This is a genomic window from Devosia sp. YIM 151766 (assembly GCF_030285925.1).
Classification (GTDB): domain Bacteria; phylum Pseudomonadota; class Alphaproteobacteria; order Rhizobiales; family Devosiaceae; genus Devosia.
Genome location: NZ_CP127251.1, coordinates 1,787,267 through 1,808,098, shown reverse-complemented (window position 1 = coordinate 1,808,098; position 20,832 = coordinate 1,787,267). Strand labels below are relative to the sequence as shown.

At 62.8% G+C, this 20,832-nt stretch carries 26 protein-coding genes and 1 tRNA gene; 11 read left to right on the top strand and 16 right to left on the bottom strand.

The features are described from left to right. Positions 1–59 precede the first annotated feature (59 nt). The 3 genes from O9Z70_RS08890 to rpe are packed head-to-tail and all read right to left on the bottom strand — an operon-like array spanning position 60 to position 2,672. Positions 60–608, bottom strand: coding sequence for an RBBP9/YdeN family alpha/beta hydrolase (locus O9Z70_RS08890; RefSeq protein WP_286018464.1), 549 nt, complete (start codon positions 606–608; stop codon positions 60–62). After that, positions 605–1,936 carry an adenylosuccinate lyase gene (gene purB, locus O9Z70_RS08885; protein WP_286018463.1) on the bottom strand — a complete coding sequence of 444 codons (1,332 nt, stop codon included), beginning with the start codon at positions 1,934–1,936 and terminating at the stop codon, positions 605–607. Before purB ends, O9Z70_RS08890 begins: the two co-directional genes overlap by 4 nt. A gap of 55 nt (positions 1,937–1,991) precedes the next feature. Then, complete coding sequence (gene rpe / locus O9Z70_RS08880; protein WP_286018462.1) at positions 1,992–2,672, bottom strand: ribulose-phosphate 3-epimerase; 681 nt, start codon at positions 2,670–2,672, stop codon at positions 1,992–1,994. Positions 2,673–2,869: 197 nt separating this feature from the next. Here rpe and O9Z70_RS08875 point away from each other — a divergent pair, with 197 nt between their 5' ends. Further along, positions 2,870–3,607, top strand: coding sequence for a cytochrome c biogenesis CcdA family protein (locus O9Z70_RS08875; RefSeq protein WP_286018461.1), 738 nt, complete (start codon positions 2,870–2,872; stop codon positions 3,605–3,607). A gap of 27 nt (positions 3,608–3,634) precedes the next feature. Here O9Z70_RS08875 and radC read toward each other — a convergent pair whose 3' ends face one another. Continuing rightward, positions 3,635–4,324, bottom strand: a complete 690-nt coding sequence (radC, locus tag O9Z70_RS08870; RefSeq protein WP_286018460.1) for a RadC family protein — start codon at positions 4,322–4,324, stop codon at positions 3,635–3,637. A 29-nt stretch (positions 4,325–4,353) separates the two neighbouring features. Next, positions 4,354–5,190: a type I methionyl aminopeptidase gene (gene map, locus O9Z70_RS08865; RefSeq protein WP_502870118.1), complete on the bottom strand. Its 837-nt coding sequence runs from the start codon at positions 5,188–5,190 to the stop codon at positions 4,354–4,356. Between the two features lie 113 nt (positions 5,191–5,303). Here map and O9Z70_RS08860 point away from each other — a divergent pair, with 113 nt between their 5' ends. The 4 genes from O9Z70_RS08860 (at position 5,304) to O9Z70_RS08845 (ending at position 7,113) form a co-directional block, all read left to right on the top strand. After that, positions 5,304–6,077, top strand: a complete 774-nt coding sequence (locus tag O9Z70_RS08860) for a competence/damage-inducible protein A (protein WP_286018459.1) — start codon at positions 5,304–5,306, stop codon at positions 6,075–6,077. A 78-nt stretch (positions 6,078–6,155) separates the two neighbouring features. Next, the gene (gpt, locus tag O9Z70_RS08855; protein WP_286018458.1) at positions 6,156–6,653 is read left to right on the top strand and encodes a xanthine phosphoribosyltransferase; all 498 of its coding nucleotides are present in this window, start codon (positions 6,156–6,158) and stop codon (positions 6,651–6,653) included. Positions 6,654–6,660: 7 nt separating this feature from the next. Further along, positions 6,661–6,746: transfer RNA gene (locus tag O9Z70_RS08850), tRNA-Leu, on the top strand. A gap of 79 nt (positions 6,747–6,825) precedes the next feature. Then, positions 6,826–7,113 (top strand): hypothetical protein, encoded by a 288-nt coding sequence (locus O9Z70_RS08845; RefSeq protein WP_286018457.1) that lies wholly within the window; start codon positions 6,826–6,828, stop codon positions 7,111–7,113. A 34-nt stretch (positions 7,114–7,147) separates the two neighbouring features. On the opposite strand, the gene O9Z70_RS08840 is transcribed toward O9Z70_RS08845, so the two are convergent. The 3 genes from O9Z70_RS08840 to O9Z70_RS08830 form a co-directional block, all read right to left on the bottom strand. After that, positions 7,148–7,807 carry an RluA family pseudouridine synthase gene (locus O9Z70_RS08840; protein WP_286018456.1) on the bottom strand — a complete coding sequence of 220 codons (660 nt, stop codon included), beginning with the start codon at positions 7,805–7,807 and terminating at the stop codon, positions 7,148–7,150. A gap of 80 nt (positions 7,808–7,887) precedes the next feature. Further along, complete coding sequence (locus tag O9Z70_RS08835; protein ID WP_502870190.1) at positions 7,888–8,397, bottom strand: gluconokinase; 510 nt, start codon at positions 8,395–8,397, stop codon at positions 7,888–7,890. A gap of 22 nt (positions 8,398–8,419) precedes the next feature. Next, positions 8,420–9,190: an SDR family oxidoreductase gene (locus O9Z70_RS08830; protein WP_286018454.1), complete on the bottom strand. Its 771-nt coding sequence runs from the start codon at positions 9,188–9,190 to the stop codon at positions 8,420–8,422. A 211-nt stretch (positions 9,191–9,401) separates the two neighbouring features. Here O9Z70_RS08830 and gnd point away from each other — a divergent pair, with 211 nt between their 5' ends. Next, entirely contained in the window at positions 9,402–10,820 is a 1,419-nt protein-coding gene (gnd, locus tag O9Z70_RS08825; RefSeq protein WP_286018453.1) for an NADP-dependent phosphogluconate dehydrogenase, read from the top strand. Positions 10,821–10,861: 41 nt separating this feature from the next. On the opposite strand, the gene O9Z70_RS08820 is transcribed toward gnd, so the two are convergent. From O9Z70_RS08820 to O9Z70_RS08805, 4 genes are all read right to left on the bottom strand, one after another. Then, on the bottom strand, positions 10,862–11,353 hold the full coding sequence (locus O9Z70_RS08820; protein WP_286018452.1) for a GNAT family N-acetyltransferase: 492 nt from the start codon (positions 11,351–11,353) through the stop codon (positions 10,862–10,864). Next, positions 11,322–12,656, bottom strand: coding sequence for an MFS transporter (locus O9Z70_RS08815; RefSeq protein WP_286018451.1), 1,335 nt, complete (start codon positions 12,654–12,656; stop codon positions 11,322–11,324). Before O9Z70_RS08815 ends, O9Z70_RS08820 begins: the two co-directional genes overlap by 32 nt. Positions 12,657–12,737: 81 nt before the next feature. After that, positions 12,738–13,910, bottom strand: a complete 1,173-nt coding sequence (locus tag O9Z70_RS08810) for an FAD-dependent monooxygenase (protein ID WP_286018450.1) — start codon at positions 13,908–13,910, stop codon at positions 12,738–12,740. 8 nt (positions 13,911–13,918) lie between these two features. Continuing rightward, entirely contained in the window at positions 13,919–14,164 is a 246-nt protein-coding gene (locus tag O9Z70_RS08805; protein ID WP_286018449.1) for a zinc-finger domain-containing protein, read from the bottom strand. 140 nt (positions 14,165–14,304) lie between these two features. Between O9Z70_RS08805 and O9Z70_RS08800 the strand changes: the two genes are divergently transcribed. The 3 genes from O9Z70_RS08800 to O9Z70_RS08790 all read left to right on the top strand — a co-directional run bounded on the left by O9Z70_RS08800 (position 14,305) and on the right by O9Z70_RS08790 (position 16,312). Continuing rightward, positions 14,305–15,075: an alpha/beta fold hydrolase gene (locus tag O9Z70_RS08800; protein ID WP_286018448.1), complete on the top strand. Its 771-nt coding sequence runs from the start codon at positions 14,305–14,307 to the stop codon at positions 15,073–15,075. Positions 15,076–15,156: 81 nt separating this feature from the next. Then, positions 15,157–15,981 carry a serine O-acetyltransferase gene (cysE, locus tag O9Z70_RS08795; RefSeq protein ID WP_286018447.1) on the top strand — a complete coding sequence of 275 codons (825 nt, stop codon included), beginning with the start codon at positions 15,157–15,159 and terminating at the stop codon, positions 15,979–15,981. A gap of 115 nt (positions 15,982–16,096) precedes the next feature. Beyond that, positions 16,097–16,312: a DUF3126 family protein gene (locus O9Z70_RS08790; RefSeq protein WP_286018446.1), complete on the top strand. Its 216-nt coding sequence runs from the start codon at positions 16,097–16,099 to the stop codon at positions 16,310–16,312. Positions 16,313–16,349: 37 nt separating this feature from the next. On the opposite strand, the gene O9Z70_RS08785 is transcribed toward O9Z70_RS08790, so the two are convergent. Then, positions 16,350–17,027 (bottom strand): hypothetical protein, encoded by a 678-nt coding sequence (locus O9Z70_RS08785; RefSeq protein WP_286018445.1) that lies wholly within the window; start codon positions 17,025–17,027, stop codon positions 16,350–16,352. 86 nt (positions 17,028–17,113) lie between these two features. Here O9Z70_RS08785 and O9Z70_RS08780 point away from each other — a divergent pair, with 86 nt between their 5' ends. Beyond that, positions 17,114–17,434: a DUF6949 family protein gene (locus O9Z70_RS08780; RefSeq protein ID WP_286018444.1), complete on the top strand. Its 321-nt coding sequence runs from the start codon at positions 17,114–17,116 to the stop codon at positions 17,432–17,434. Between the two features lie 83 nt (positions 17,435–17,517). On the opposite strand, the gene O9Z70_RS08775 is transcribed toward O9Z70_RS08780, so the two are convergent. The 3 genes from O9Z70_RS08775 to O9Z70_RS08765 form a co-directional block, all read right to left on the bottom strand. Beyond that, positions 17,518–18,138 carry a transglutaminase-like cysteine peptidase gene (locus tag O9Z70_RS08775; protein ID WP_286018443.1) on the bottom strand — a complete coding sequence of 207 codons (621 nt, stop codon included), beginning with the start codon at positions 18,136–18,138 and terminating at the stop codon, positions 17,518–17,520. A 155-nt stretch (positions 18,139–18,293) separates the two neighbouring features. After that, on the bottom strand, positions 18,294–18,926 hold the full coding sequence (locus O9Z70_RS08770) for a PilZ domain-containing protein (RefSeq protein ID WP_286018442.1): 633 nt from the start codon (positions 18,924–18,926) through the stop codon (positions 18,294–18,296). A 107-nt stretch (positions 18,927–19,033) separates the two neighbouring features. After that, positions 19,034–19,684, bottom strand: coding sequence for a PAS domain-containing protein (locus O9Z70_RS08765; RefSeq protein WP_286018441.1), 651 nt, complete (start codon positions 19,682–19,684; stop codon positions 19,034–19,036). 180 nt (positions 19,685–19,864) lie between these two features. Between O9Z70_RS08765 and O9Z70_RS08760 the strand changes: the two genes are divergently transcribed. After that, complete coding sequence (locus tag O9Z70_RS08760; RefSeq protein ID WP_286018440.1) at positions 19,865–20,599, top strand: rhomboid family intramembrane serine protease; 735 nt, start codon at positions 19,865–19,867, stop codon at positions 20,597–20,599. Positions 20,600–20,832 lie beyond the last annotated feature (233 nt).

Here is a 20,832-nt window from a genome sequence, read left to right as displayed (position 1 = left end):
CCGCGCCAGATTCTGAAAACAAGGGCTCCGTCGGGAAACCGGCGGGGCCTTTTTTTGTTTTAGAGACGCTGCATCAGCCGCGTGAACATCAGCAGGCCCTCGGGCCAGGGGCCGTGGCCGGAAGCCACGTTGATATGGCCGGCAGCGCCCGCCTGATGAAAGTCCGAACCCCAGGCCGCAGCCAGATCGGCGCCGCGCTCCAGCGCGCAATAGGGATCGGTGGAAGAGGCGACGAGCAGCGAGGGGAAGGGCAGGGGCTCGCGGCATATTGGCAGGAAATCGAGCAGCTCGTCGGGCAGATTGGCGCGTTCGAGATCGGGCGGCGCCACCAGCAATGCCCCTCTCACCTTGCCATCCGCCAGCCTGGCCGCTGCCCTGGCCACGGCAATGCAGCCGAGGGAATGAGCGACCAGAACCACCGGCCTGGATGCCAGTTCCACCGCCTTGACGATGGTGTCTGCCCAATCGTCGGGATCGGGCTCGTGCCAGTCGGCCTGCTCGACGATCGCGGCGGTGGACATTTTTTCGGCCCAGCGGACCTGCCAATGTCCCGGCCCGGAATTGCCCAGGCCGGGCAGGATCAGGATTTCGGCCTCGGCAATTCTCATTCGTCGAAAACCCGGGCGAAAATGGTGTCGACATGCTTCAAGTGATAGCCGTCGTCGAACATGGCGTCGATTTGGGCATCGGACAGAGTCACTTGCGGGTCGTCCTTGAGGTTCTGGGCAAAAAGGCCGGTGCGGTCGCCCCGATGCTCCCAGACTTTCATGGCGTTGCGCTGCACCGCCGCATAGGAATCCTCGCGGCTATAGCCGGCCTGGGTCAGCGCCAGCAGCACGCGCTGCGAATTGTGCAGTCCGCCGAGCAGGTCGAGATTCTTGCGCATGTTCTCGGGATAGACCACCAGCTTGTCGATGACGCCGGTGAGACGGGCCAGTGCGAAATCCAGGGTGATGGTCGCGTCCGGCCCGATCATGCGTTCGACCGAGGAATGCGAAATATCGCGCTCGTGCCACAGCGCCACGTTTTCCAGCGCCGGAACCGCCATGCCGCGGACGAGGCGCGCCAGGCCGGTGAGGTTTTCCGTCAGCACCGGATTGCGCTTATGCGGCATGGCCGAGGAGCCTTTCTGGCCGGGCGAGAAATATTCCTCGGCCTCCAGCACTTCGGTGCGCTGCAAATGCCTGATCTCGACGGCGACGCGTTCGATGGAGCTGGCGATGACGCCCAAAGTGACGAAGAACATGGCATGGCGGTCGCGCGGGATCACCTGCGTGGACACCGGCTCGATGGCGAGCCCCAGCTTCTCGGCCACATAGATTTCTACCTGCGGATCGATATTGGCGAAGCTGCCAATGGCCCCTGAAATGGCGCAGGTGGCGATGTCGTCGCGCGCCGCCACCAGCCGGCCCCGGTTGCGGGAAAATTCGGCATAGGCCTGGGCCAGCTTGATCCCGAAAGTGGTCGGCTCGGCATGAATGCCGTGGCTGCGGCCGATGGTGATGGTGTGCTTGTGCTCATAGGCGCGCCTCTTGAGCGCGGCCAGCAATGCGTCGATATCGGCCAGCAGAATATCGGCGGCGTTCCGCAGTTGCACCGAGAGCGTGGTGTCGAGAATGTCCGACGATGTCATGCCCTGATGCACGAAGCGGGCATCGGGCCCGACGATTTCCGACAGATGCGTCAGAAAGGCGATGACGTCGTGCTTGGTGGTGCGCTCGATCTCGTCGATCCGTTCCACGTCGAAACCGTAATCGCCCAGTTCCGCCTTGCGGGCGTTCATGACGTCCCAGATCTTGTCGGCGCTTTCCTTGGGCACCACGCCCAATTCGGCCAGCTTGGAGGTGGCATGCGCCTCGATCTCGAACCAGATGGCGAAGCGATTTTCGGCCGACCAATTGGCCACCATTTCAGGACGGGAATAGCGCGGAATCATGGGTTTAGCCTTAGTAGATCAGAATTCGATTCAATGGGGCGGTGGTGGCAGGAGGCTAGACCAGCAGCCCCGTGGCCGCATCGCGTATGGCCTTGATCCGGCCGGCATAGGTGGCGGCATCATTGCCTGCATAGATCGCCGATCCGGCCACCAGCACATTGGCTCCCGCCGCGACGATGGCGCGCGCGTTCTCGGCGCTTACGCCGCCATCGACCTCGAGATCGATGGCGCGGCCGCCGATCAGCGCCCTGGCCTGGCTGATCTTGTTGAGGCTTTCGGGAATGAAGCTCTGTCCGCCAAAGCCGGGATTGACGCTCATGACCAGAACCAGGTCGCAATCGTCGATGACATGCTGGATCGCAGCAACCGGGGTCGCGGGATTGAGCGCTACGCCGGCCTTCTTGCCCATGGCGCGGATGGCCTGCAATGAGCGGTGCAGATGCGGGCCGGCCTCGGCATGGACGGTAATGATATCGGCCCCGGCATTGGCGAAATCGGCCAGATAAGGATCGACGGGCGCGATCATCAGATGCACGTCGAATATTTTATCGGTAACGCCACGCACCGATTGCATCACCGGGGCGCCGAAAGAGATATTGGGCACGAAATGCCCGTCCATCACGTCGACGTGAATATAATCGGCACCGGCGTCGACAATCGCCTTCACCTCATCGCCCAGCCGCGCGAAATCGGCGGAGAGGATGGACGGCGCAATGCGGAGCGGACGGGTAGGCATTGAATGCACCTCAACCGATGAGCGTTGGCCGGTGCTGTAGCGTGGGCGGGGGGCAGGGGCAAGGCTTTGCGCCCTGAATGGGCGATTTCGTGCGGGGCGAGGGGGCCAGGCGCTCACAACGCCGCGATGCGACCCTACGGCTCATTGCTTTGTAAAACGCAGGCGCTACACAGAAGCGCGAGCAAGGAGCGTCGGCTTTGGAATTTTCCCTGCCTCTGGTCATCGGTGCGGGCATATTGAGTTTTCTCAGCCCCTGCGTGCTGCCTCTGGTGCCGCCCTATCTCACCTATATGAGCGGGGCGAGTTACGACCAATTGCGTGCCGAATCCGCCACGATCGGCGGGCGCTTGCAGCTGCGGGTGGCCGTTACCTCAATCTTCTTCATTCTCGGCTTCTCGGTGGTGTTCGTTACCCTGGGCGCCACCGCCACGGCTTTCGGGCAAGTCTTCCGCCAGCTCCTGCCGATCCTGACGCCGATTGCCGGCGTGGTCATCATCGCTATGGGCCTGCATTTCCTGGGCGTCTATCGCATCGGCTTTCTTGACCGCCAATTGCGGCATAACGGGCCGGGCGTGGCTTCGGGGCCGTTGGGCGGGTTCCTGCTCGGTCTTGCCTTCGCCATTGGCTGGACGCCCTGTATCGGGCCGGTCCTGGCGGCGATCCTGTCCGTTGCCGCCAGCCGCGATACCGCGTGGGAAGGGGCGTCGCTGCTCGGGCTCTATTCGCTGGGCCTCGGCATTCCGTTCTTCCTCGCCGGCATCGCCGTTGGTCCGTTCCTCACCTTCTTCCAGGGGTTCAAGAAGCATCTCGGCCTGGTCGAGAAGATCATGGGCGGGATTTTGGTGGTGACGGGCCTGTTGTTCCTTACCGGCAATTTCACCCGCATCTCCTACTGGTTCCTCGAAACCTTCCCGGTTCTCGCAACCTTCGGCTAAGCGGCCATTTCCTGGACGGGACAGCGATCAGATGAGCTTCAATCCGCGCAGCGAAGCGTGGCCGGATTTGCCGATGATGATGTGATCGTGCAGGCTGATGCCCAAAGGCTTGGCGATATCGGCAATTTCCCGGGTCATCCGCACATCGGCCGATGATGGGGCGGGGTCGCCAGACGGATGGTTGTGCACCAGGATCAGGGCGGTGGCCGATAGTTCCAGCGAGCGGCGGATCACTTCGCGCGGATAGACCGGCGTATGATCGACAGTGCCGACCTGCTGGACCTCATCGGCAATCAGGCGGTTCTTCTTGTCGAGGAACAGCACCCGGAACTGCTCGATGGTCTCATAGGCCATCTGGCTGCGGCAATAATCGATCAATTGCGACCAGGACGCCAGAATCGGCAGTTCGCGGTCGATCTGGTCCCGGCCATAGCGCTGTGCAGCCGCCTGGATCACCTTGAGATTGGTGATCGATGTCGGGCCCAGGCCCTTGACCTCCGTCAGCCGTGCAGGCGAGGCGCCCAGGACAGCCGAAAATGAACCGAAACGCTTCAGCAATTCCTTGGCCAGTTCCTTGGTGTCGCGCTGCGGCAGTAGAATGTGCAGGACCAGTTCCAGCAATTCATAATCGGCCAGCGCGTCGCCGCCCACATTGTTGAAGCGCTCGCGCGCCCGTTCGCGATGGCCAAGATAATGCGGTTTCAGCGCTTCGGACATTCCCGGATCTTTGTTCGTCGGCTTTTCCGTCACGCTGTCGCCCGGCTGGCCAGCGGATTGAACAGGCCGGCGGGCGACTTGGTGAAGATTTCGCAGCCGGTCTCGGTAATGCCGATGGAGTGCTCGCACTGGGCCGAGAGCGTGCGGTCGCGGGTCACGGCGGTCCAGCCATCGGAAAGGATTTTCACATGCGGCCGGCCCAGATTGATCATCGGCTCGATGGTGAAGATCATGCCGGGCTTCAGCGGCACGCCGGCGCCGGGTGTGCCGAAATGCAGGATATTGGGTTCATCATGGAATAGCCGGCCCAGGCCATGCCCGACGAAATCGCGGACCACGCTCATGCGTTCGGCTTCGGCGATTATCTGGATCGCGGCGCCGATATCGCCGGTGGTGCTGCCCGGCCTGGCGGCGGCAATGCCGGCTTCCAGGCACTCATAGGTGATCTCGATCAACCGCTCCGCCTTCCGCGAAATCTCGCCGACCGGATACATGCGGCTCGAATCGCCGTGCCAGCCATCGACCACCAGCGTCAGGTCGATATTGACGATATCGCCCTCGCGCAGCGGCCGCTGGTCGGGAATGCCGTGGCAGACGACGTGATTGATCGAGGTACAGAGCGAGTGGCGGTAGCCCTTGTAGAAAATCGTCGCCGGCACCGCGCCATTGTCGCGGGCAAATTCATAGGCGATCTGGTCGAGCTTGTCGGTCGACACGCCCGGCTCGACATATTCGGTCAGAATATCCAGGGCCTGCGCGGTCAACGCGCCAGCCTTGCGCATGCCCGCGAAACCTTCCTCGCCATGGAGCGGAATAACGCCCGAGGTGCGGCGGGTTTTGCTGGTGGCGTCGACATAAGTGATCATGCGTGGTCTCCTGACCGCAAAATAGGAGGATCGGTGGGGGATTGGAAGGCCGTAGGGCGGCTTGACTCGGCTTTGTCCGGCGAGGCATCCAGAAAGCCCATTGGATAAAGACCATGAACCAGCCAGATAGCCGTGTCACCGCCGGAATGATCGTCATCGGCGACGAAATCCTCTCCGGCCGCACCAAGGACGTCAATATCGGCGCCGTCGCCGATTTCTGCACCGATCTGGGTATCGATCTCACGGAGGTGCGGGTCGTGTCCGACGAAATGGAGCATATCGTGGAAGCGGTGAATGCGCTGCGCGCCCGCTATACTTATGTCTTCACCTCGGGCGGTATCGGGCCGACGCATGACGATATCACCGCCGACGCCATCGCCCGCGCCTTCGGCGTCGCGCTGCCCATCAATCCACAGGCCCGCGCCATGCTCGAAGCCCGCTGGAAACAATCCGGCACCGAGGTGAACGAGGCCCGCCTGCGGATGGCCCGCATCCCCGAAGGCGCCGACCTGATCGTCAATTCGGTCAGCGCCGCCCCCGGTTTCCGCATCGGCAATGTGCATGTCATGGCCGGCGTGCCGGTCATCATGCGCGCCATGCTCGAAGCGCTGACGCCCACGCTCAAGGGCAGCAAGAAGGTGATGTCGGCCACGGTGAAGGCGGCGGTCGGCGAAGGCACGGTCGGCGGTCCGCTGGCGGCCTTGCAGGCGGAATATCCCGACGTGAAGATGGGCTCCTATCCGCAGATGGGCCATGGCTGGGCCATCACCGAACTGGTGCTGCGATCTTCGGATGAAGCCCGGCTGGCCGAAGCCGCCGAAAAGGTGCGGGCCATGGTGGCTGCCGCCCATGAGAAGGCCGGCATCGGGCCGCCCGATTCTGAATGATTGGCGATCCGGCGCGGCTTTGCTAAGCACGGGCCGATATCAGTACACATTGGCGCAAGCCGCCGCCTGGAGAGCTATGTGAGCAACCCGAACCAGAAATCCTTTCCCGTTACCTGGGATCAGTTCCACCGCGACAGCCGCGCCCTGGCCTGGCGCCTGACCGGCCTCGGACCCTTCGACGCAGTGGTGGCCATTGCCCGTGGCGGCCTGGTGCCGGCGGCCATCGTCGCCCGCGAGCTCAATATCCGCACCGTCGAGACGGTCGCGGTCAAAAGCTATGACCATCAGAATCAGAGCGGCATCAAGGTGCTGAAGGAGATCAGTCCGCCGGTGCTCGAGGTTTCCAGGAATGGCGGCAAGGTGCTGATCGTCGACGATCTGGTCGATACCGGCAATACCGCCCGCGTCGTCCGCGACATGCTGCCCGGCGCCCACTTCGCCACCGTCTATGCCAAGCCCAAGGGCCGCGAGATGGTCGATACCTTCATCACCGAGGTCAGCCAGGATACCTGGATTTTCTTTCCCTGGGACCTTGACGTCGCTTATGTTGCCCCCATCTCCGGCGGCACCGACTAAGCATCTGGCGGGCGTGGTGGAATGGTAGACACACCGGACTTAAAATCCGGAGGGGGTATCCCCATGCGGGTTCGAGTCCCGCCGCCCGCACCATATGTATCGAGGCTCTCGCGGGCCAAGATGCCGACCGGAATCTCAGAATCGAAATGACAGCCATGGCGGTGCAGGACTGATGCTTCTCAAGCGTGACCTTCTCGAAGATATCAAGGCCGGCAAGGTGGACCTCATCTTCCGCCGCTGGAACCGGCCGACCGTCAAAGCCGGCGGTACGCTCAAGACCAAAGTGGGGCTGCTGGCCATCAAGGCCATCACCGATATGAGCCCGGATGACGTCACCGATGCCGAGGCCGGGCGCGCCGGCTTTGACGGCGTTGCCGATTTTCGCCGCTGGCTCGAGACGATGAAACAGGGCAACCTCTTCCAGAAGATCGAAGTCGGCTATATCGGCGAGGCGGAATAGCGCACCGGCTCGAGGGGCCGGCGGGCACCGATATTCAGAACGGCACCGGCGCCGAGAAGGTCATGAATTGCCCGGTCGTGGGATGGGTGAAACCCAAAGACGCGGCATGCAATTGCAGCCTGTCGGCGGCGGTGAAATCCTCGCCCTCGGCATAAAACGCATCGCCTAGAATCACATGGCCGATGGCCTTCATGTGCACCCTGAGCTGGTGGGTGCGCCCGGTGAGGGGTACGAGCTTGACGCGGGTGGCCCGGTCCTCGCGCTCCATCACCTGCCATTCGGTCTGCGCCGGGCGGCCGTGATCGTGGTCCACCTTCTGGCGCGGCTTGTTGAGCCAGTCGGTGGCCAGCGGCAGGTCGACCAGCCCGCTATCGGCTTCGACAATGCCTGACACGCGGGCCACGTAATGCTTGCTGGTCTTGCGGTGTTCGAACTGGCTGCCGATAAAGCCATGGGCGCGCTTGTTGAGCGCCAGCACCAATACACCCGACGTATCCTTGTCGAGCCGATGGCACATGCCGGCGCTGGGCCAGGTCTGGCGCGCGCGATATTCCACGCAATCCCACAGGCTCGGGTCCTTGCCGGGGACGCTCAGCAAGCCGCTCTGCTTGTCCACCACCAGAATATCGTCGTCGACATGGAGGACGTTCAGATAGGGATCGGTGGGCGGGAAATAATCGAGAAGAATGGGCATGGGACCGGGCATCGCAGCCCTCTAGCAGAGGGAGCCGGGTTTCGCCATGCTCCATTAGCAGGCCGATAGCGCTACAGGCCTTATTGCCAGCGCTTGAAGCTCTTGAGGTGGTCGAGACTGCCGACCACGGTGCGAACGATCTTGTCGACGCTGTCGGTCACCGGAACCGCCAGCACGTTTTCGGTTTCCGGGTCCGGCACTTCCAGGGTTGCGAACTGGCTGTCGAGCAGGCTGGTCGGCATGTATTCGTGGCTGCGTTTGGCCATGCGCTCGGCAATGACCTCCTGGCTGCCGTCGAGATAGACGAACAGCACCGGCTCGCCGGCCTGTTCGGTGATGAAATCCCGATAGGCCTTTTTCAGGGCCGAACTGGCGCCAACGGCCACGCCTTTTTTCTGCGAGGCCTGTTTCAGCGCCGCAGCGTGCACCTCCAGCCAGGGCCAGCGGTCGGCATCGGTCAGCGGTGTGCCGGCCCGCATTTTCTCGACATTGGCTTCCGGGTGATATTGGTCCCCATCCAGAAACGGCGCATGCAGCGCCCGGCTCAGGGCCGCGCCGATCGTGGATTTGCCGGAAGAGGATACGCCCATCACGATGATGATACGGGCAGGTTCAGACTGTGGCTGTGAAGGCGCCGTCGACATAGAGAATGTGTCCATTAACAAAACGGGATGCATCGGAGGCGAGGAACACGGCGGCCCCGCCCAGTTCTTCAGGCTGCCCCCAGCGGCCCATGGGCGTGCGGCTTTCTATCCAAGAATTGAATTTCTCATCGTTGAGCAGCGCCTCGTTCATCTCGGTGGCAAAATAGCCCGGGGCAATGCCATTGACGTTGAGACCGTGCTTGGCCCAGTCGACCGCCATGCCGCGCGTGAGGTTGGCCACCGCGCCCTTGGTCGCCGCATAGGGGGCGATGGAGGGGCGGGAAAGCTCGGCCAGCAGCGAACAGATATTGATGATCTTGCCGCGTCCGCGCGAAATCATGTGCCGCGCCACCGGCTGGGAAACGTTGAACACCGAGGTGAGATTGGTGTTGACCACCTGGTCGAACTTGTCCGGCGGAAATGCCTCCAAGGCGCTGCGGAACTGCATGCCGGCATTGTTGACCAGAATATCGATCGGCCCGATCTCGTCCTCGACATGAGCAATGGCCGCATCGATGCTGTCGCGGCTGGTGACGTCGAAGGCCATGGCGCTGACCTCGAAGCCCTGTTCGGCCAAGTCCGCGGCAGCATTGCCCAAGGCGGAATTATCGCGTCCGTTGAGGATCAGCTTCGCGCCGGCCTGGCCCAATGCCCTGGCCATGGCGAAGCCAAGGCCTCGGCTGGATCCGGTGACCAGCGCGAGGCGTCCAGTCAGGTCGAAGGGAGATGGCTTGCTCATGTCGTCCCATAATCCTGAAACTGCCGTCCCCGCTTGTTAGTTCAGCAGCGATTCCGAGGCAAGGCTTGTCGGCGAACTTCCATACAAGCGGTGCAAATCGGTCGGCATTTGCGCAATTCGCCCTTCCTTTGCCGGGGAGATTGTGGTCATTCTGCCGCCATGCGCGCTGTATCGGCGGGCAGGATACGACGATTTCAGAAGGACTTTGCGGATGTCGACTGCGGATATCGGCCTGATCGGCCTGGCGGTGATGGGTTCCAATCTTGCGCTCAACATTGCGGAGAAAGGCTACACGATCGCCGTTCACAACCGCTCCTCGGGCCGCATCGATGAATTCGTCGCAGAAGCCAAGGCGCAGGGGCTGTCGGAGCGGACCATCCCGAAATACGACCTGGCCGATTTCGTCCAGAGTGTGAAGGCGCCGCGCTCGATCATCATCATGGTCAAGGCCGGCAAGCCGGTCGACGACATGATCGAACAGCTCTTGCCGCATCTGCAACCGGGCGATGCCATCATCGAATGCGGCAATTCGCTGTTCACCGATACCCAGCGGCGTTTCGATTATCTCAAGCCCAAGAATATCGGCTATCTCGGCGTCGGCGTGTCCGGCGGCGAGGAGGGGGCCCGCCATGGTCCCTCGATCATGGTCGGCGGCTCCAAGGAACAATGGCACAATGCCGAGGCGGTGCTGACCGCCATCGCCGCCCAGTTCAATGGCGAAAGCTGCTGCGCCTATCTCGGCGAAGGCGGCGCCGGCCACTTCGTCAAGACCATCCACAATGGCATCGAATATGGCGACATGCAGATGATCGCCGAAGTTTATGGCGTGATGCGCGATGGTCTGGGCATGTCACCAAAGGCTTGCGCCGAAGTCTTCAAGGAATGGAACAAGGGGCCGCTCAATTCCTATCTCATCGAAATCACCGGCCATGTTCTGGACGCCGTCGATGGCGAAACCGGCAAACCGCTGGTCGACCTGATCCTCGACAAGGCCGGCCAGAAGGGCACCGGCGTCTGGTCCGCCATCGTCGCCCAGCAGATGGGCGTGCCCGCCACCGCCATTGAGGGCGCCGTGGCGGCCCGCTCCATCTCCTCGCGCAAGGATGAGCGCGTCGCGGCCGAAGCCATTTATGGCAAGCCGAACCGCGCCCGGACGGATGTGACGCTGGAAGATCTCGAAAAGGCGCTGCTGGCCGGCAAGATCGTGTCCTATGCCCAGGGCTTCGCGGTGATCGCCAGGGCCTCGGAAGAAAACGGCTGGGCGCTGCCGCTGGCCACCATCGCCAAGATCTGGCGCGCCGGTTGCATCATCCGCTCGCGCTTCCTCGACCAGATGGCGTCGGCCTATGCCAAGGGCGAGGCCGTCAATCTGCTGGTGGTGCCGGATTTCGTCACCATCATGAAGGACGCGCACCCGAGCCTGCGCAAGGTGGTTGCCGCCGCCGCCATCGGCGAATTCCCGATGATCTGCCTCTCGGCCGCGCTGAGCTATTTCGACAGCTACCGCCAGGCCCAGGGCACCGCCAACCTGATCCAGGGCCAGCGCGACTTCTTCGGCGCCCATGGCTTCGAAATCGAAGGACGCGGGACGGGCCTGCACGGCACCTGGCCGTCGACGCTGGGCAAGTAAGTTCCAATTAAAAAGCCCCGCTTCGGCGGGGCTTTTCGTTGCTATAGCTCGCGGAACATCACATAGGCGTCCACATATCCGTGGACGGGGTGATTGAAGGCATGGGGTAGGGTGCCGACGATCTCGAAACCGAGCTTCTTCCACAGCGCCACCGCGCCTGCATTGCTTGACACCACGTGGTTGAACTGCATGGCCCGAAAACCGCGATCCCGGGCGCGCTGTAGCGAATGCAGACCCATGGCGCGGGCCACACCCTTGCCGCGGGCTTCCGGCGCGGTCATGTAGCCGCAATTGGCCACATGCACACCGCCGCCACGTTGATTGGGCATCAGGTAATAGGTGCCGATGACGCGTCCATCCAGCTCCGCCACAAACACTTCATGCGCGGGCATCAGCCAATAGGCGCGGACGCCCTCGTCATCCAGATCGCGGTCGATCGCATAGGTCTCGCCCGCCGCCAGGACCGGCTTGACGATGGCGAGGATGGCGGGCCAGTCGGCGTCAGCGGCGGCGCGGATCGTTATCGCGGTCATCTTCTATCGGGGCGATGCGTACCTGGCCCGGCGGCGGCATTTCGGGCGCCTGCGGGTGGTCGGCAATGCTGGGGCGACGGCTCAGCTCGAACCGCCAGGCGGTGAAGGCGAAGAGCAGCAGGGCCATGGTCACGCTGGCGCTGGCGGCAATGAAGGGAGCGCCGGGAAAGTAGCCATGCGCGCCGGGCGAGGTAGTGTAATAGGAAAAGATCTGCGTGGCCGCCAGCGGTCCGATAATGGTCGCCAGCGAGCTGGCGGCGTTCACCGCCCCCTGCAATTCGCCCTGGCTGTTGTCCGGCACCTGCCGCGACAGCACCCCGTTGATCGCCGGCGGCGCCAGGCCGCTGACCGTGCCCACCATGATGAACAGATAAAGCTGGTACACATCGCTGGAGAAGGCGACGCCGGCAAAGGCCGCCATGGCGGCCAGCAGCCCGATCATGGCCACGGCCGGTTCGCCGATGCCGCGGGACAGCGGGCCGGCCAGCACGGCCTGGCTGATGGCGAAGCCCAATCCGAACGCGCCAAGGGTGCGGCCGATGGTCGATGAGGTGAAATTGAACATTTCGACGGTGAAGTAGCTGAACACCGTCGGCAGCGCCTGGGCCGAGAGCTGGAAGAAGAACAATACGCCCAGCAGCCACAACACCGAGGGGTATTTCTTCAGCGCCAAGACCGCGCCAAGCGGATTGGCCCGGCGGATATCGAATTTGCGGCGCGAGGTTTTGGGCAGGCTTTCCGGCAGCACCAGCAGGCCGAAGAGGAAATTGGCGAAGGCGAGGCCGGCGGCGGCAAAGAACGGCACGCGGGGGCCGATCTCACCGAGCTCGCCGCCGATCACCGGACCGATGATGAAGCCCAGCCCGAAGGCCGCGCCGATCAGGCCGAAGCGATGCGTACGTTTATGGGGCGGGGTGATGTCGGCCATATAGGCGGTCGCCGTCGCCAAAGCCGCCCCGGCAATGCCGGCGATGATGCGGCCGATGAAGAGATACCAGACGAAGGGCGCGATCGACATCATCAGGTAATCGAAGGTCAGGCCGAGCAGCGACAGCAGTAATACCGGCCGCCGCCCGAAGCGGTCGGACAGATTGCCCAGGACCGGCGAAAACACGAATTGCATGAAGGCATAGGCGAAGACCAGATAGCCGCCGATAACCGCCGCTTCCGCCACGCTGCCACCGGTCAGATCCTCCAGCAATTCGGGCAAAACGGGCACGATGATGCCCACGCCGATCATGTCGAGCAGGATGGTGGTGAGGATACAGGCCAGGGTCAGTTTGGAGCGGATCGCAGCTTGCATGCGGTGGTTCGAACCTTTTTCTTGTCCCGCTCCGGGGGCTCGCTGCAATTGACACGCCCCAGCCCGGCAAAGCAAGGCCGGCTAAGAGATTGCGTCGGCCTTGTAGTCGTAAATCCAATTCAGCCGCCGCAGATGCGCCCGTGGTCCCTGCGCCGAGATCGTGGCGTCTCGCGCCAGGCTCAGTGGCCATGGCAGGTGGAAAATCCGGCCATTCTGCGCAGACAAGGCGGCGACCCGTTTCACCCTGGCTTGCCGAAGCGCCGCATAACGGGCAAACGCGTCTTCAGCGCCTTTCGTCTCCACCAAAAGTGGCGCGAGGATGGTCGCGTCCTCGATTCCCATGGCGGCGCCCTGCGCCTGGAACGGCACCATGGCGTGGGCGGCATCGCCGATCAGGCCGATATTGGACCGATGCCAGATGGAAGTCTCGACCGTGAATAACGGCCATGGCGTCCAGCCGCTCCCGGCCGCGGTCAGAATTGCGCCTGCCCTGGCTCCGGTGCCGGAAGGACGAGGCTGGCCTTGCGGCTCCTGCGTCGCGGCGGGCATGAAGAGCGCCAGATTGGCTTGTCGCCGGGATGGCAGGGGATAGCAGACCAGATGAAAACCGGCGCCGAAAAACACGGAGACCCGGTCCGGCGCGATCTGTCCGGAGACGAGATCGAGGGGAACCAGCGCGCGCCAGGCGATTCGATTGCCGAAATGCGCCTCCGGCCCTGCCAGCATGCCCCGCCGGGTCGGCGAATGAACGCCATCGGCGCCAATGAATGCGTGGGCGCGGCTGGTGCGGCTTTGCCCATCGGCCTCGTCGATGGCCACGGTGACGCCGCGGGCGTGGGAAACCACGTCCCAGTGCCGCACGCCGAACAGAATATCGATATTGGCGAAGCGCCGGCAGGCCTTGTAGAGCAAGTCGGCCAGGTCCGCCCGGTGCATCACCGCATAGGGCGCGCCGAACCGCTCGCGCATGATGGCGCCCAGCTCCATGCTCATGGGAGTGCTCTGGCTGCCTTGCGGGTAGAGATCGAGCGCCTCGGGTTCCAGACTCACCGCGTCCAGCGCCGCGCTCAGCCCCAATCGGTCGAGACAATGACGGGCATTGGGGCTGATTTGCAGTCCCGCGCCGAATTCGTGCATATGGGGGCTGCGCTCGAGCACCAGGATATTGGCGCCGAATTTCGCCAGGGCGAGGGCCAGCGTCATGCCGGCAATGCCGGCTCCGGCGATGATATAATTGCGGCCCGTGGCGGGCATGGCATCACTCAGGCGGCATAGGCCCGGAAAATGGCGGAGGCCGGGTTGGCATGACCGGCGCCGAGTTCTGCCTTATAGACGTAAAGCGTCGAGCAATAAGAGCAGACGACCTCATTGTCTTTGCCCATGTCGATGAAGATATGGGGATGATCGAAGGGGGGCAGGGCGCCGATGCACATGAATTCCTTGGACCCGACCTCGATGGAACGCAGGCCTTCGGTGTTGTGAAAATGCGGGATCGAACCGTGGGCCATGATCGGAACCTGGATTGTTGAAATCGGCGCGACCATAGCCAAACCACCCGGGCAAGAAAAGGGCAAAGGCAGCGGCCGATTGTCCTTGATTTTGCCGATTGAAGCCGCAAAACCCAAACCCGTCACCAGCAGGATCGCTTATGCCCACTTTCTCCACTTCCGGTCTGTCGCTCGCCTATGACGTTCACGGCGCCGGCGCGCCGGTCCTATGCGTTCACGGCTTCGCCTCGAGTGGCAAGGTCAATTGGATCGATACCGGTTGGATCGAGACACTGAACGGCGCGGGCTATCAGGCCATCACGCTCGACAATCGCGGTCACGGCCGGTCGGACAAGCCGCACGATCCTGAACTCTATTATCCCATCCAGATGGCCGAGGACGCCATTGCGCTGCTCGATCATCTCGGCATCGAGCGCGCCGCGGTATTGGGCTATTCCATGGGCGCACGGATCGCCGCCTTCATGGCCTTCTCCCATCCCGAGCGCGTCGCTGCCGCCATTTTCGGGGGCATGGGCATGAATCTCGTCAATGGTCTGACCGATGGCAACGACATCATTGCCGGCCTGCGGGCCCCGGCGCTATCGGATCTCACCCATCCCACCGCCCGGCAATTCCGCATTTTCGCCGACCATACCGGCTCGGACCGCGAAGCCTTGGCCGCCTGCATGGAAACCTCTCGCCAGCCCATGGCGCGCGCCGATGTCCGACGCATCGACGTGCCGGTATTGGTGGCGGTCGGTGAGGCCGACGAGATGGCTGGCCGCCCCGAGACGCTGGCCGAACTCCTGCCGCAGGGCGAGGCCGTGGTCATTCCCAGGCGCGACCACATGCGCGCAACCGGCGACCGGGTGTTCAAGGAAGCCACGCTGGAATTTCTGGGCAGGACATTTCCCGCAACTACCCATTCGTGAACCAATTGGTTCGCTGAGGCTTTGTTTTATGGAACGATCTGTCCTATATCGTGCTTTGTCGATGAAGCGGAGAGCGATGCCATGAGCGGCACGGCCCGGAAATCTGCCTATATTCAAGCTATTGATCCTGTCTGGGATGCGGTGCGCGCCGGTGCGCAGCAGATTCTGGACAGCGAGCCGTCGCTGGCCAATCTGGTTCTGTCGAATGTTCTCAACCACGATAGTTTCGAGGCGGCCTTGGCGCACCGCCTGGCGGCGCGTCTCGATCACGAGGAAGTTTCGGCGGACCTGATCCGTCAGGCCCTGACCGAGACGCTCAAGGATAATCCTGAAATCGGCGAGGCGGCGCGGGTCGATCTCGCCGCCACCCTGGAGCGCGATCCGGCCTGTAATCGGGCCGTGGAGCCATTGCTCTATTTCAAGGGCTATCAGGCGATCCAGACCCATCGTTTCGCCTATGCAATGCACAAGGCCGGACGACGCGACCTCGCTCTCTATCTTCAGAGCCGTTCCAGCCAGGTTTTCCAGGTCGATATCAATCCCGCCGTCGCCATGGGCAAGGGGATCATGCTCGATCATGGCACCGGGCTCGTCATCGGCGAGACGGCGGTGATCGGCGACAATGTCTCCATGTTGCAGAACGTTACCCTGGGCGGCACCGGCAAATCCGACCAGGACCGCCATCCCAAGATCGGCAATGGCGTATTGATTGGGGCCGGGGCCAAGGTTCTGGGCAATATCAAGATCGGCGATTGCTCCCGTATCGGCGCTGGGTCGGTGGTGCTCAAGGAGGTGCCGCCGCGCGTTACCGTCGCCGGTGTACCGGCCAAGGTCATCGGCGAGGCCGGTTGCGCGCAGCCGGCCCTGGTGATGGACCAGATGGTTCTGGTGCACGACGCCAATTGATCTGAACGCAAGTCCCGCCTCGGCGTTTTACCTGAAAATGACCCGGCCCGGGCCTTGTCTGCGGCGGGACAAACACTAGATTGCCGGCTCCACGAAACCAGTAGGACATAGGCCCGTGAACCATCCCGAGATCATCAAGCTGCAAAAATTCCTGCAACAGACGTTCAACAACCGCAATATCGATGTCCGCCCACGGGCCAAGCTGAACGATTCAGTGGAAGTGTTTATCGGCGAAGAATCGATCGGCCTGATCCATGTCGATGACGAGGACGGCGACAAGTCCTTCATGTTCTCCATGTCGATCCTCGACATCGATCTTGAAGACCTTTGACTGATCGAATGGGACCGCGCCCGGCGCGGTCAGTTCGCTAAAGCGCTCCGATCTGGCCCAGCCACAGGGCCAGTTCCTGGTCGAATTGCCGCCAAGCCGGCAGCGCGCCGGCTTCGAAGCTCAATACGGCCGCCAGCCCGCTTTGCAGATGAATGGTGCGCAGGCACCGATCCGGCCTGGCTCCGTCCACCGCCGTTGCGCATTTGGCCACGAAGGGCACCGGTGACAGCGGGTCGTACCAGACTGTCTCCCCCGCATAACCTTCTCGCGCCGCCATGGATTTTCCCACCAGACCGGGAATGCCGCCGATAGTCCCGTCCTCGAATTGGTGCAGATAGACGGCATCGAGCAGGGCACTGCTGGCGCGGGCGCGACTGCGCGGCAGCAGGGTCACGTCGATCGCGACCGGCGCGGCGCCGGGTTCCAGGTCCAGCAGGAACCGTAAATCCACCTGGCTGGCGAAGCCGCCCGTCATCTGTTCGCCATAGCGGAACCAGGCGGCGGGGATGTCCAGATCCCGGCCGGCAATGGTCTGTTGCACGCTGTCCTGGTCCCCAAGCGCCGGCAGAGGCGACGTCTCGGTTTGACCTGTCCGATCAATGAGATAGGCCAGGCTCACGGCCATCAACAGGACCAGCGCCGCTATGCCGGCGAGATTGTAGATCAAGGCGCTGCGCGTCTCCGCCCGGCCATTTGTGGATATCGGGGCCAGCATTAACCAATTTTTCCGCCTGAGGGTGACAGGCAATAGGGCAATCAATATGCTTAACAAAAGGTAAATAATGGTGTCAGGGTGCAGCCATGACGAGAGAACTCCTGCTCGCAGCGTTCATCATGGGCGTGGGGCTCTGTGTCTCGGGGATGGCGACGCATCTCTACCAATGGCGCACCCGCCAGCCGGCCATGTTGCGCATGGATGGCAGGACCTATCTGGCGGCGCTGGGCAATCTGTTCATGAGCTTTGTCTGCGGACCTTACATCATGCTGCAATATGGCTGGCGGCATGAGGAAGGGGGCACGATCTCGATGACCTCGATGCTGGTCGCCGCCCTCGTCGCCTTCGGCTGGGCCTTCATTACCGGGCTGCTCTTCATGAGCGTCTATATCGCCCTGCGCTTCTAAGTCATTGAAACAGCGAGGCCGGCTCCGCAATAGCGAGGCCGGCCTTGCTCTTCAGACCCCTATCAGGGGCGGGGTCCGGAAACTCATTTCATGTTGGCGGCGACCACGGTGACGCGGTCATCGATCATGTCCACCCACTGGCCGGCATGGGCCTGGGACTGGCGCTTGATGTAGGTGTAGGGGGTGTCGCTCCACAGGCGGATGGCGCCATCCTGATTGTCGAGAACGAGGTCGCCGCGATCGGTGCGGGCGATCAGCACGGCGTGGCCATTGCCATTGGCTTCCTTGACCACGGCGATCATCAGCGTCGACGGATGCCAGCCGGCGGCGATGAGATCGCGGCGTTTGATCAGGGCGAAATCTTCGCAATCGCCATAGCCGTTGGGATAGGTCCAGAACTCGGCGACCTGATAGAGCTCCTGGTCGGTGACCGGCACAATCGTTTGATTATAATAGGAATTTACCGAAACAAGCTGCTGCCAGCTGGCATCGGTCAGCGTGGCGGCGGGCACGACCTGGTCATGGGCGCGGCATTCGGACGGGCGGGATTGGCAAAATTCGAGGTGCCCCACCGGAATGGAGGTATTGCCGGCGGCGGTCTGGATGAAGGCGACATTGGAGAGGTCCAGCGCCGCAGCGGGATTTGCCATTGCGATCAAGGCCATAAGCAGCCCGACCAGCAGTCCTTTATTGTTGAAAGCCATTTTGTAGTCTCCCTGATAGAGACCACGTTAGGCGGCGCGGTTTAGGTCGATCCGAAAATTGCCGAGCAGTTTTTATGCGTGTTTTATCGAAGCCGGCAGGCTTGTCTTAACCATGGCATTTGGGGGAATCCGCTAACAGATTGTTAGCGTCGAGCTCAGTTCACGCGCAGATTCTGCTGCACGACGTTGAGCATTTCCTGGGCGGAGGCGAATTCGACGGCGACGCCATTCTGGAAGTGGCGGATGACGCGGGCGCGCATGCGGCCCAGGGTGATCGGCGTGCCCATGGCCGGGCGGACGTCGAGTTCGATGGCGGCGCCGGAAAGCGAGATGTCGATGATCTTGCAATTATAGCGCCGGCCATCGTCGAGGACGACGGTGGAGTGGCGGATGTCGGGAACGACGCGCTCGTGGCGGCGGTCCTCGGGCAGGTTGAGCAATTCCTTGTTGGCGAGCCAGGTGAGCTGGGCCGCCATCTTGTCGCGCTTGCGGGGGGAGGCGGCGATGTCCATGACGAAGCCGCCATCGACCTGGAACAGGATCGTGCCCTCGATGCGGCCGATATGATCGAGATAGGCGATGATGCGTTCGCCCACTATGCCCGCCACCGGCGCGATCACCACGGCATCACCCGGCGACATCGACAAAACCTGGCAGGGAAACTCGCGACGGTCGGCCAGCATGTAGCGGCCCAGGATCGACACTTTGACGCGCTGAAAACGATGCTCGGGAGCACCGTCGCCGCGGCCGGGGGCGGATTGCGGCGCGAAAATATCATCACTGAGCATATGTCAACCTGCCCACGCATTGGGGGAAACCAGTGCGAGGTTAGCCGGTCTTGGTTAACGCTTGGTGAGACTATCGCCGCCGATTAGCGGCAAAGGCCGGACAGGGCTCAGTTGCGGCCGCCATCGATCACCGCGAGATGAGCGTAGCGGCGGGCGGTACGGCCATAGATCGTCGTCGGCAAGGCGGCGGGAGCGCTATGGGCATAGTGCACGTCATTGACGACGCTGGACATGACCTCCCGCACCGTGTCGCCGGCCGAAATCTCGTCGGGCCAGATCAGCCGCAGGCCGGTAATGCGCTGTTCGAGCACCGGCTGCACGCCGAGCCAATAGGGCTCTTCCAGTGCCGTCATGGCGCCGAGGATGCGGGTATGGGTGGAGCCATTGTGGCGCAATGGCATGAGGATGGTTTCGAAATTCACCCGGGTCTGCAAGGCGGTCGAGCCCTGGAAGGTGACCAGAGCCACGGCGTGGTCCTCGGTGACGGCGCGGATCAGGGTTTCCATGGCGTCGCTGTCGCGGTCGTGCCAGAGCGCGGAGAAGGAGCGCCCCTTGAGCTCGCGGCAATAGCTGGTGCACAGATGCGAGCCGGCCAGGCGGAAGGAGAACTTGTCGTGCTCGTCCAGTTCCAGAATGAAGGTATTGGCCAGGGCGTCGCGGATGCGGGTCGGGTCGATGTCGCGGCGATCGGGAGCGCTGCGCGAGCCGCGAATCGTGTTCCAATAGGTATAGAGCGACGTGGTGCTCGGCATCTGCATGGTCAGGAACCCGGTCTGGAAGGCCTCGGAAGGCCCAACAGGAGGCCGTCCGCAACATTCCGACAATCGCAAAACGCGGCTGTGAATGCCCGCTTAAAGAAGAGTTAAGGTTAACGCCGGTGGCCGAATGTGGAAAAGTTAACGCGAGACCGCGCGGCGCCGGAGTTTCAGGACTTTCCCATGCGTGAACAAGATCAAGTCCCGGCGCCGCCGGGCATCCCGGCCAAAGAGCCGGTCTTCCTGCTGCCCACGCCAGTCACCCTGCTGGCCGGCGCGCTGATTGTCGTTCACCTGGCGTCAACCCTGGTTCTTAACCAGGACGGGCTGAACCAATTGCTGTTCTGGTTCGCTTTCCAGCCCTATCGAATCGTGCTGATGGCCGAGGATCCCAGTTTCGGCATTCCGCTGCTCTGGTCGCCGTTCACCCATGCGCTGCTGCATGCGGGATGGGACCATCTGGTGTTCAACACCGCCTGGCTGGTGATTTTCGCCACGCCCGTCGCCCGGCGCTATGGGGCAGGGGCCATGCTGGCGCTGTTTCTGGTATCGGCGGCAATGGGGGCGGCATTCTTCGCGGCGACGACGCTTTATGAAGGCATCTATCTGATCGGCGCCTCGGGCGGCGTGGCCGGCCTGACCGGCGCCGCCATCCGCTTCATCTTCCAGCCAGTGCTGATGGCGCGGCACCCCGAAACCGGCGAGCCGGTCATGATCGGGCGGCGGCTGGCCAGCCTAAGGGAGGTGTTCGCCAATCCCTCGTCGCGCTATTTCACCCTGATCTGGCTGGTGCTCAATGCCGCCGTGCCCCTGGTGCCGGTGATCACCGGGCAATCGCTGGCCGTCGCCTGGCAGGCGCATCTGGGCGGCTTCGTGGCGGGGTTCCTGCTGGTGGGGCTGTTCGAGCGCAAGGTTTAGGATTTTTACCCCGGAATTGCGGCTTTTTGCTCCCTCTGGGGAGAGGGGGGGTGTTTACATCGGGCACTTCGAGCCAAGTTGTCTCGGGACGTGAGGCCTTTCGCCCCCTCCCCCTTGAGGGGAGGGCCGGGAAGGGGTGCTGCGGTTCCTACACATCTGGGAGCCTCGCCCTTGCTCCGACACCCCCACCCTCAATCCCTCCCCTCAAGGGGGAGGGAGGCGCAGGAACCGCC

Bases quoted from the DNA above. Each gene is read 5' to 3' on its own strand.
- O9Z70_RS08890 (WP_286018464.1), bottom strand. From the start codon at position 608: ATGAGAATTGCCGAGGCCGAAATCCTGATCCTGCCCGGCCTGGGCAAT.
- purB (WP_286018463.1), bottom strand. From the start codon at position 1,936: ATGATTCCGCGCTATTCCCGTCCTGAAATGGTGGCCAATTGGTCGGCC.
- rpe (WP_286018462.1), bottom strand. From the start codon at position 2,672: ATGCCTACCCGTCCGCTCCGCATTGCGCCGTCCATCCTCTCCGCCGAT.
- radC (WP_286018460.1), bottom strand. From the start codon at position 4,324: ATGTCCGAAGCGCTGAAACCGCATTATCTTGGCCATCGCGAACGGGCG.
- map (WP_502870118.1), bottom strand. From the start codon at position 5,190: ATGATCACTTATGTCGACGCCACCAGCAAAACCCGCCGCACCTCGGGC.
- O9Z70_RS08860 (WP_286018459.1), top strand. From the start codon at position 5,304: ATGAACCAGCCAGATAGCCGTGTCACCGCCGGAATGATCGTCATCGGC.
- O9Z70_RS08845 (WP_286018457.1), top strand. From the start codon at position 6,826: ATGCTTCTCAAGCGTGACCTTCTCGAAGATATCAAGGCCGGCAAGGTG.
- O9Z70_RS08840 (WP_286018456.1), bottom strand. From the start codon at position 7,807: ATGCCCATTCTTCTCGATTATTTCCCGCCCACCGATCCCTATCTGAAC.
- O9Z70_RS08835 (WP_502870190.1), bottom strand. From the start codon at position 8,397: ATGGGCGTATCCTCTTCCGGCAAATCCACGATCGGCGCGGCCCTGAGC.
- O9Z70_RS08830 (WP_286018454.1), bottom strand. From the start codon at position 9,190: ATGAGCAAGCCATCTCCCTTCGACCTGACTGGACGCCTCGCGCTGGTC.
- gnd (WP_286018453.1), top strand. From the start codon at position 9,402: ATGTCGACTGCGGATATCGGCCTGATCGGCCTGGCGGTGATGGGTTCC.
- O9Z70_RS08820 (WP_286018452.1), bottom strand. From the start codon at position 11,353: ATGACCGCGATAACGATCCGCGCCGCCGCTGACGCCGACTGGCCCGCC.
- O9Z70_RS08815 (WP_286018451.1), bottom strand. From the start codon at position 12,656: ATGCAAGCTGCGATCCGCTCCAAACTGACCCTGGCCTGTATCCTCACC.
- O9Z70_RS08810 (WP_286018450.1), bottom strand. From the start codon at position 13,910: ATGCCCGCCACGGGCCGCAATTATATCATCGCCGGAGCCGGCATTGCC.
- O9Z70_RS08805 (WP_286018449.1), bottom strand. From the start codon at position 14,164: ATGGCCCACGGTTCGATCCCGCATTTTCACAACACCGAAGGCCTGCGT.
- O9Z70_RS08800 (WP_286018448.1), top strand. From the start codon at position 14,305: ATGCCCACTTTCTCCACTTCCGGTCTGTCGCTCGCCTATGACGTTCAC.
- cysE (WP_286018447.1), top strand. From the start codon at position 15,157: ATGAGCGGCACGGCCCGGAAATCTGCCTATATTCAAGCTATTGATCCT.
- O9Z70_RS08785 (WP_286018445.1), bottom strand. From the start codon at position 17,027: ATGCTGGCCCCGATATCCACAAATGGCCGGGCGGAGACGCGCAGCGCC.
- O9Z70_RS08780 (WP_286018444.1), top strand. From the start codon at position 17,114: ATGACGAGAGAACTCCTGCTCGCAGCGTTCATCATGGGCGTGGGGCTC.
- O9Z70_RS08775 (WP_286018443.1), bottom strand. From the start codon at position 18,138: ATGGCTTTCAACAATAAAGGACTGCTGGTCGGGCTGCTTATGGCCTTG.
- O9Z70_RS08770 (WP_286018442.1), bottom strand. From the start codon at position 18,926: ATGCTCAGTGATGATATTTTCGCGCCGCAATCCGCCCCCGGCCGCGGC.
- O9Z70_RS08765 (WP_286018441.1), bottom strand. From the start codon at position 19,684: ATGCAGATGCCGAGCACCACGTCGCTCTATACCTATTGGAACACGATT.
- O9Z70_RS08760 (WP_286018440.1), top strand. From the start codon at position 19,865: ATGCGTGAACAAGATCAAGTCCCGGCGCCGCCGGGCATCCCGGCCAAA.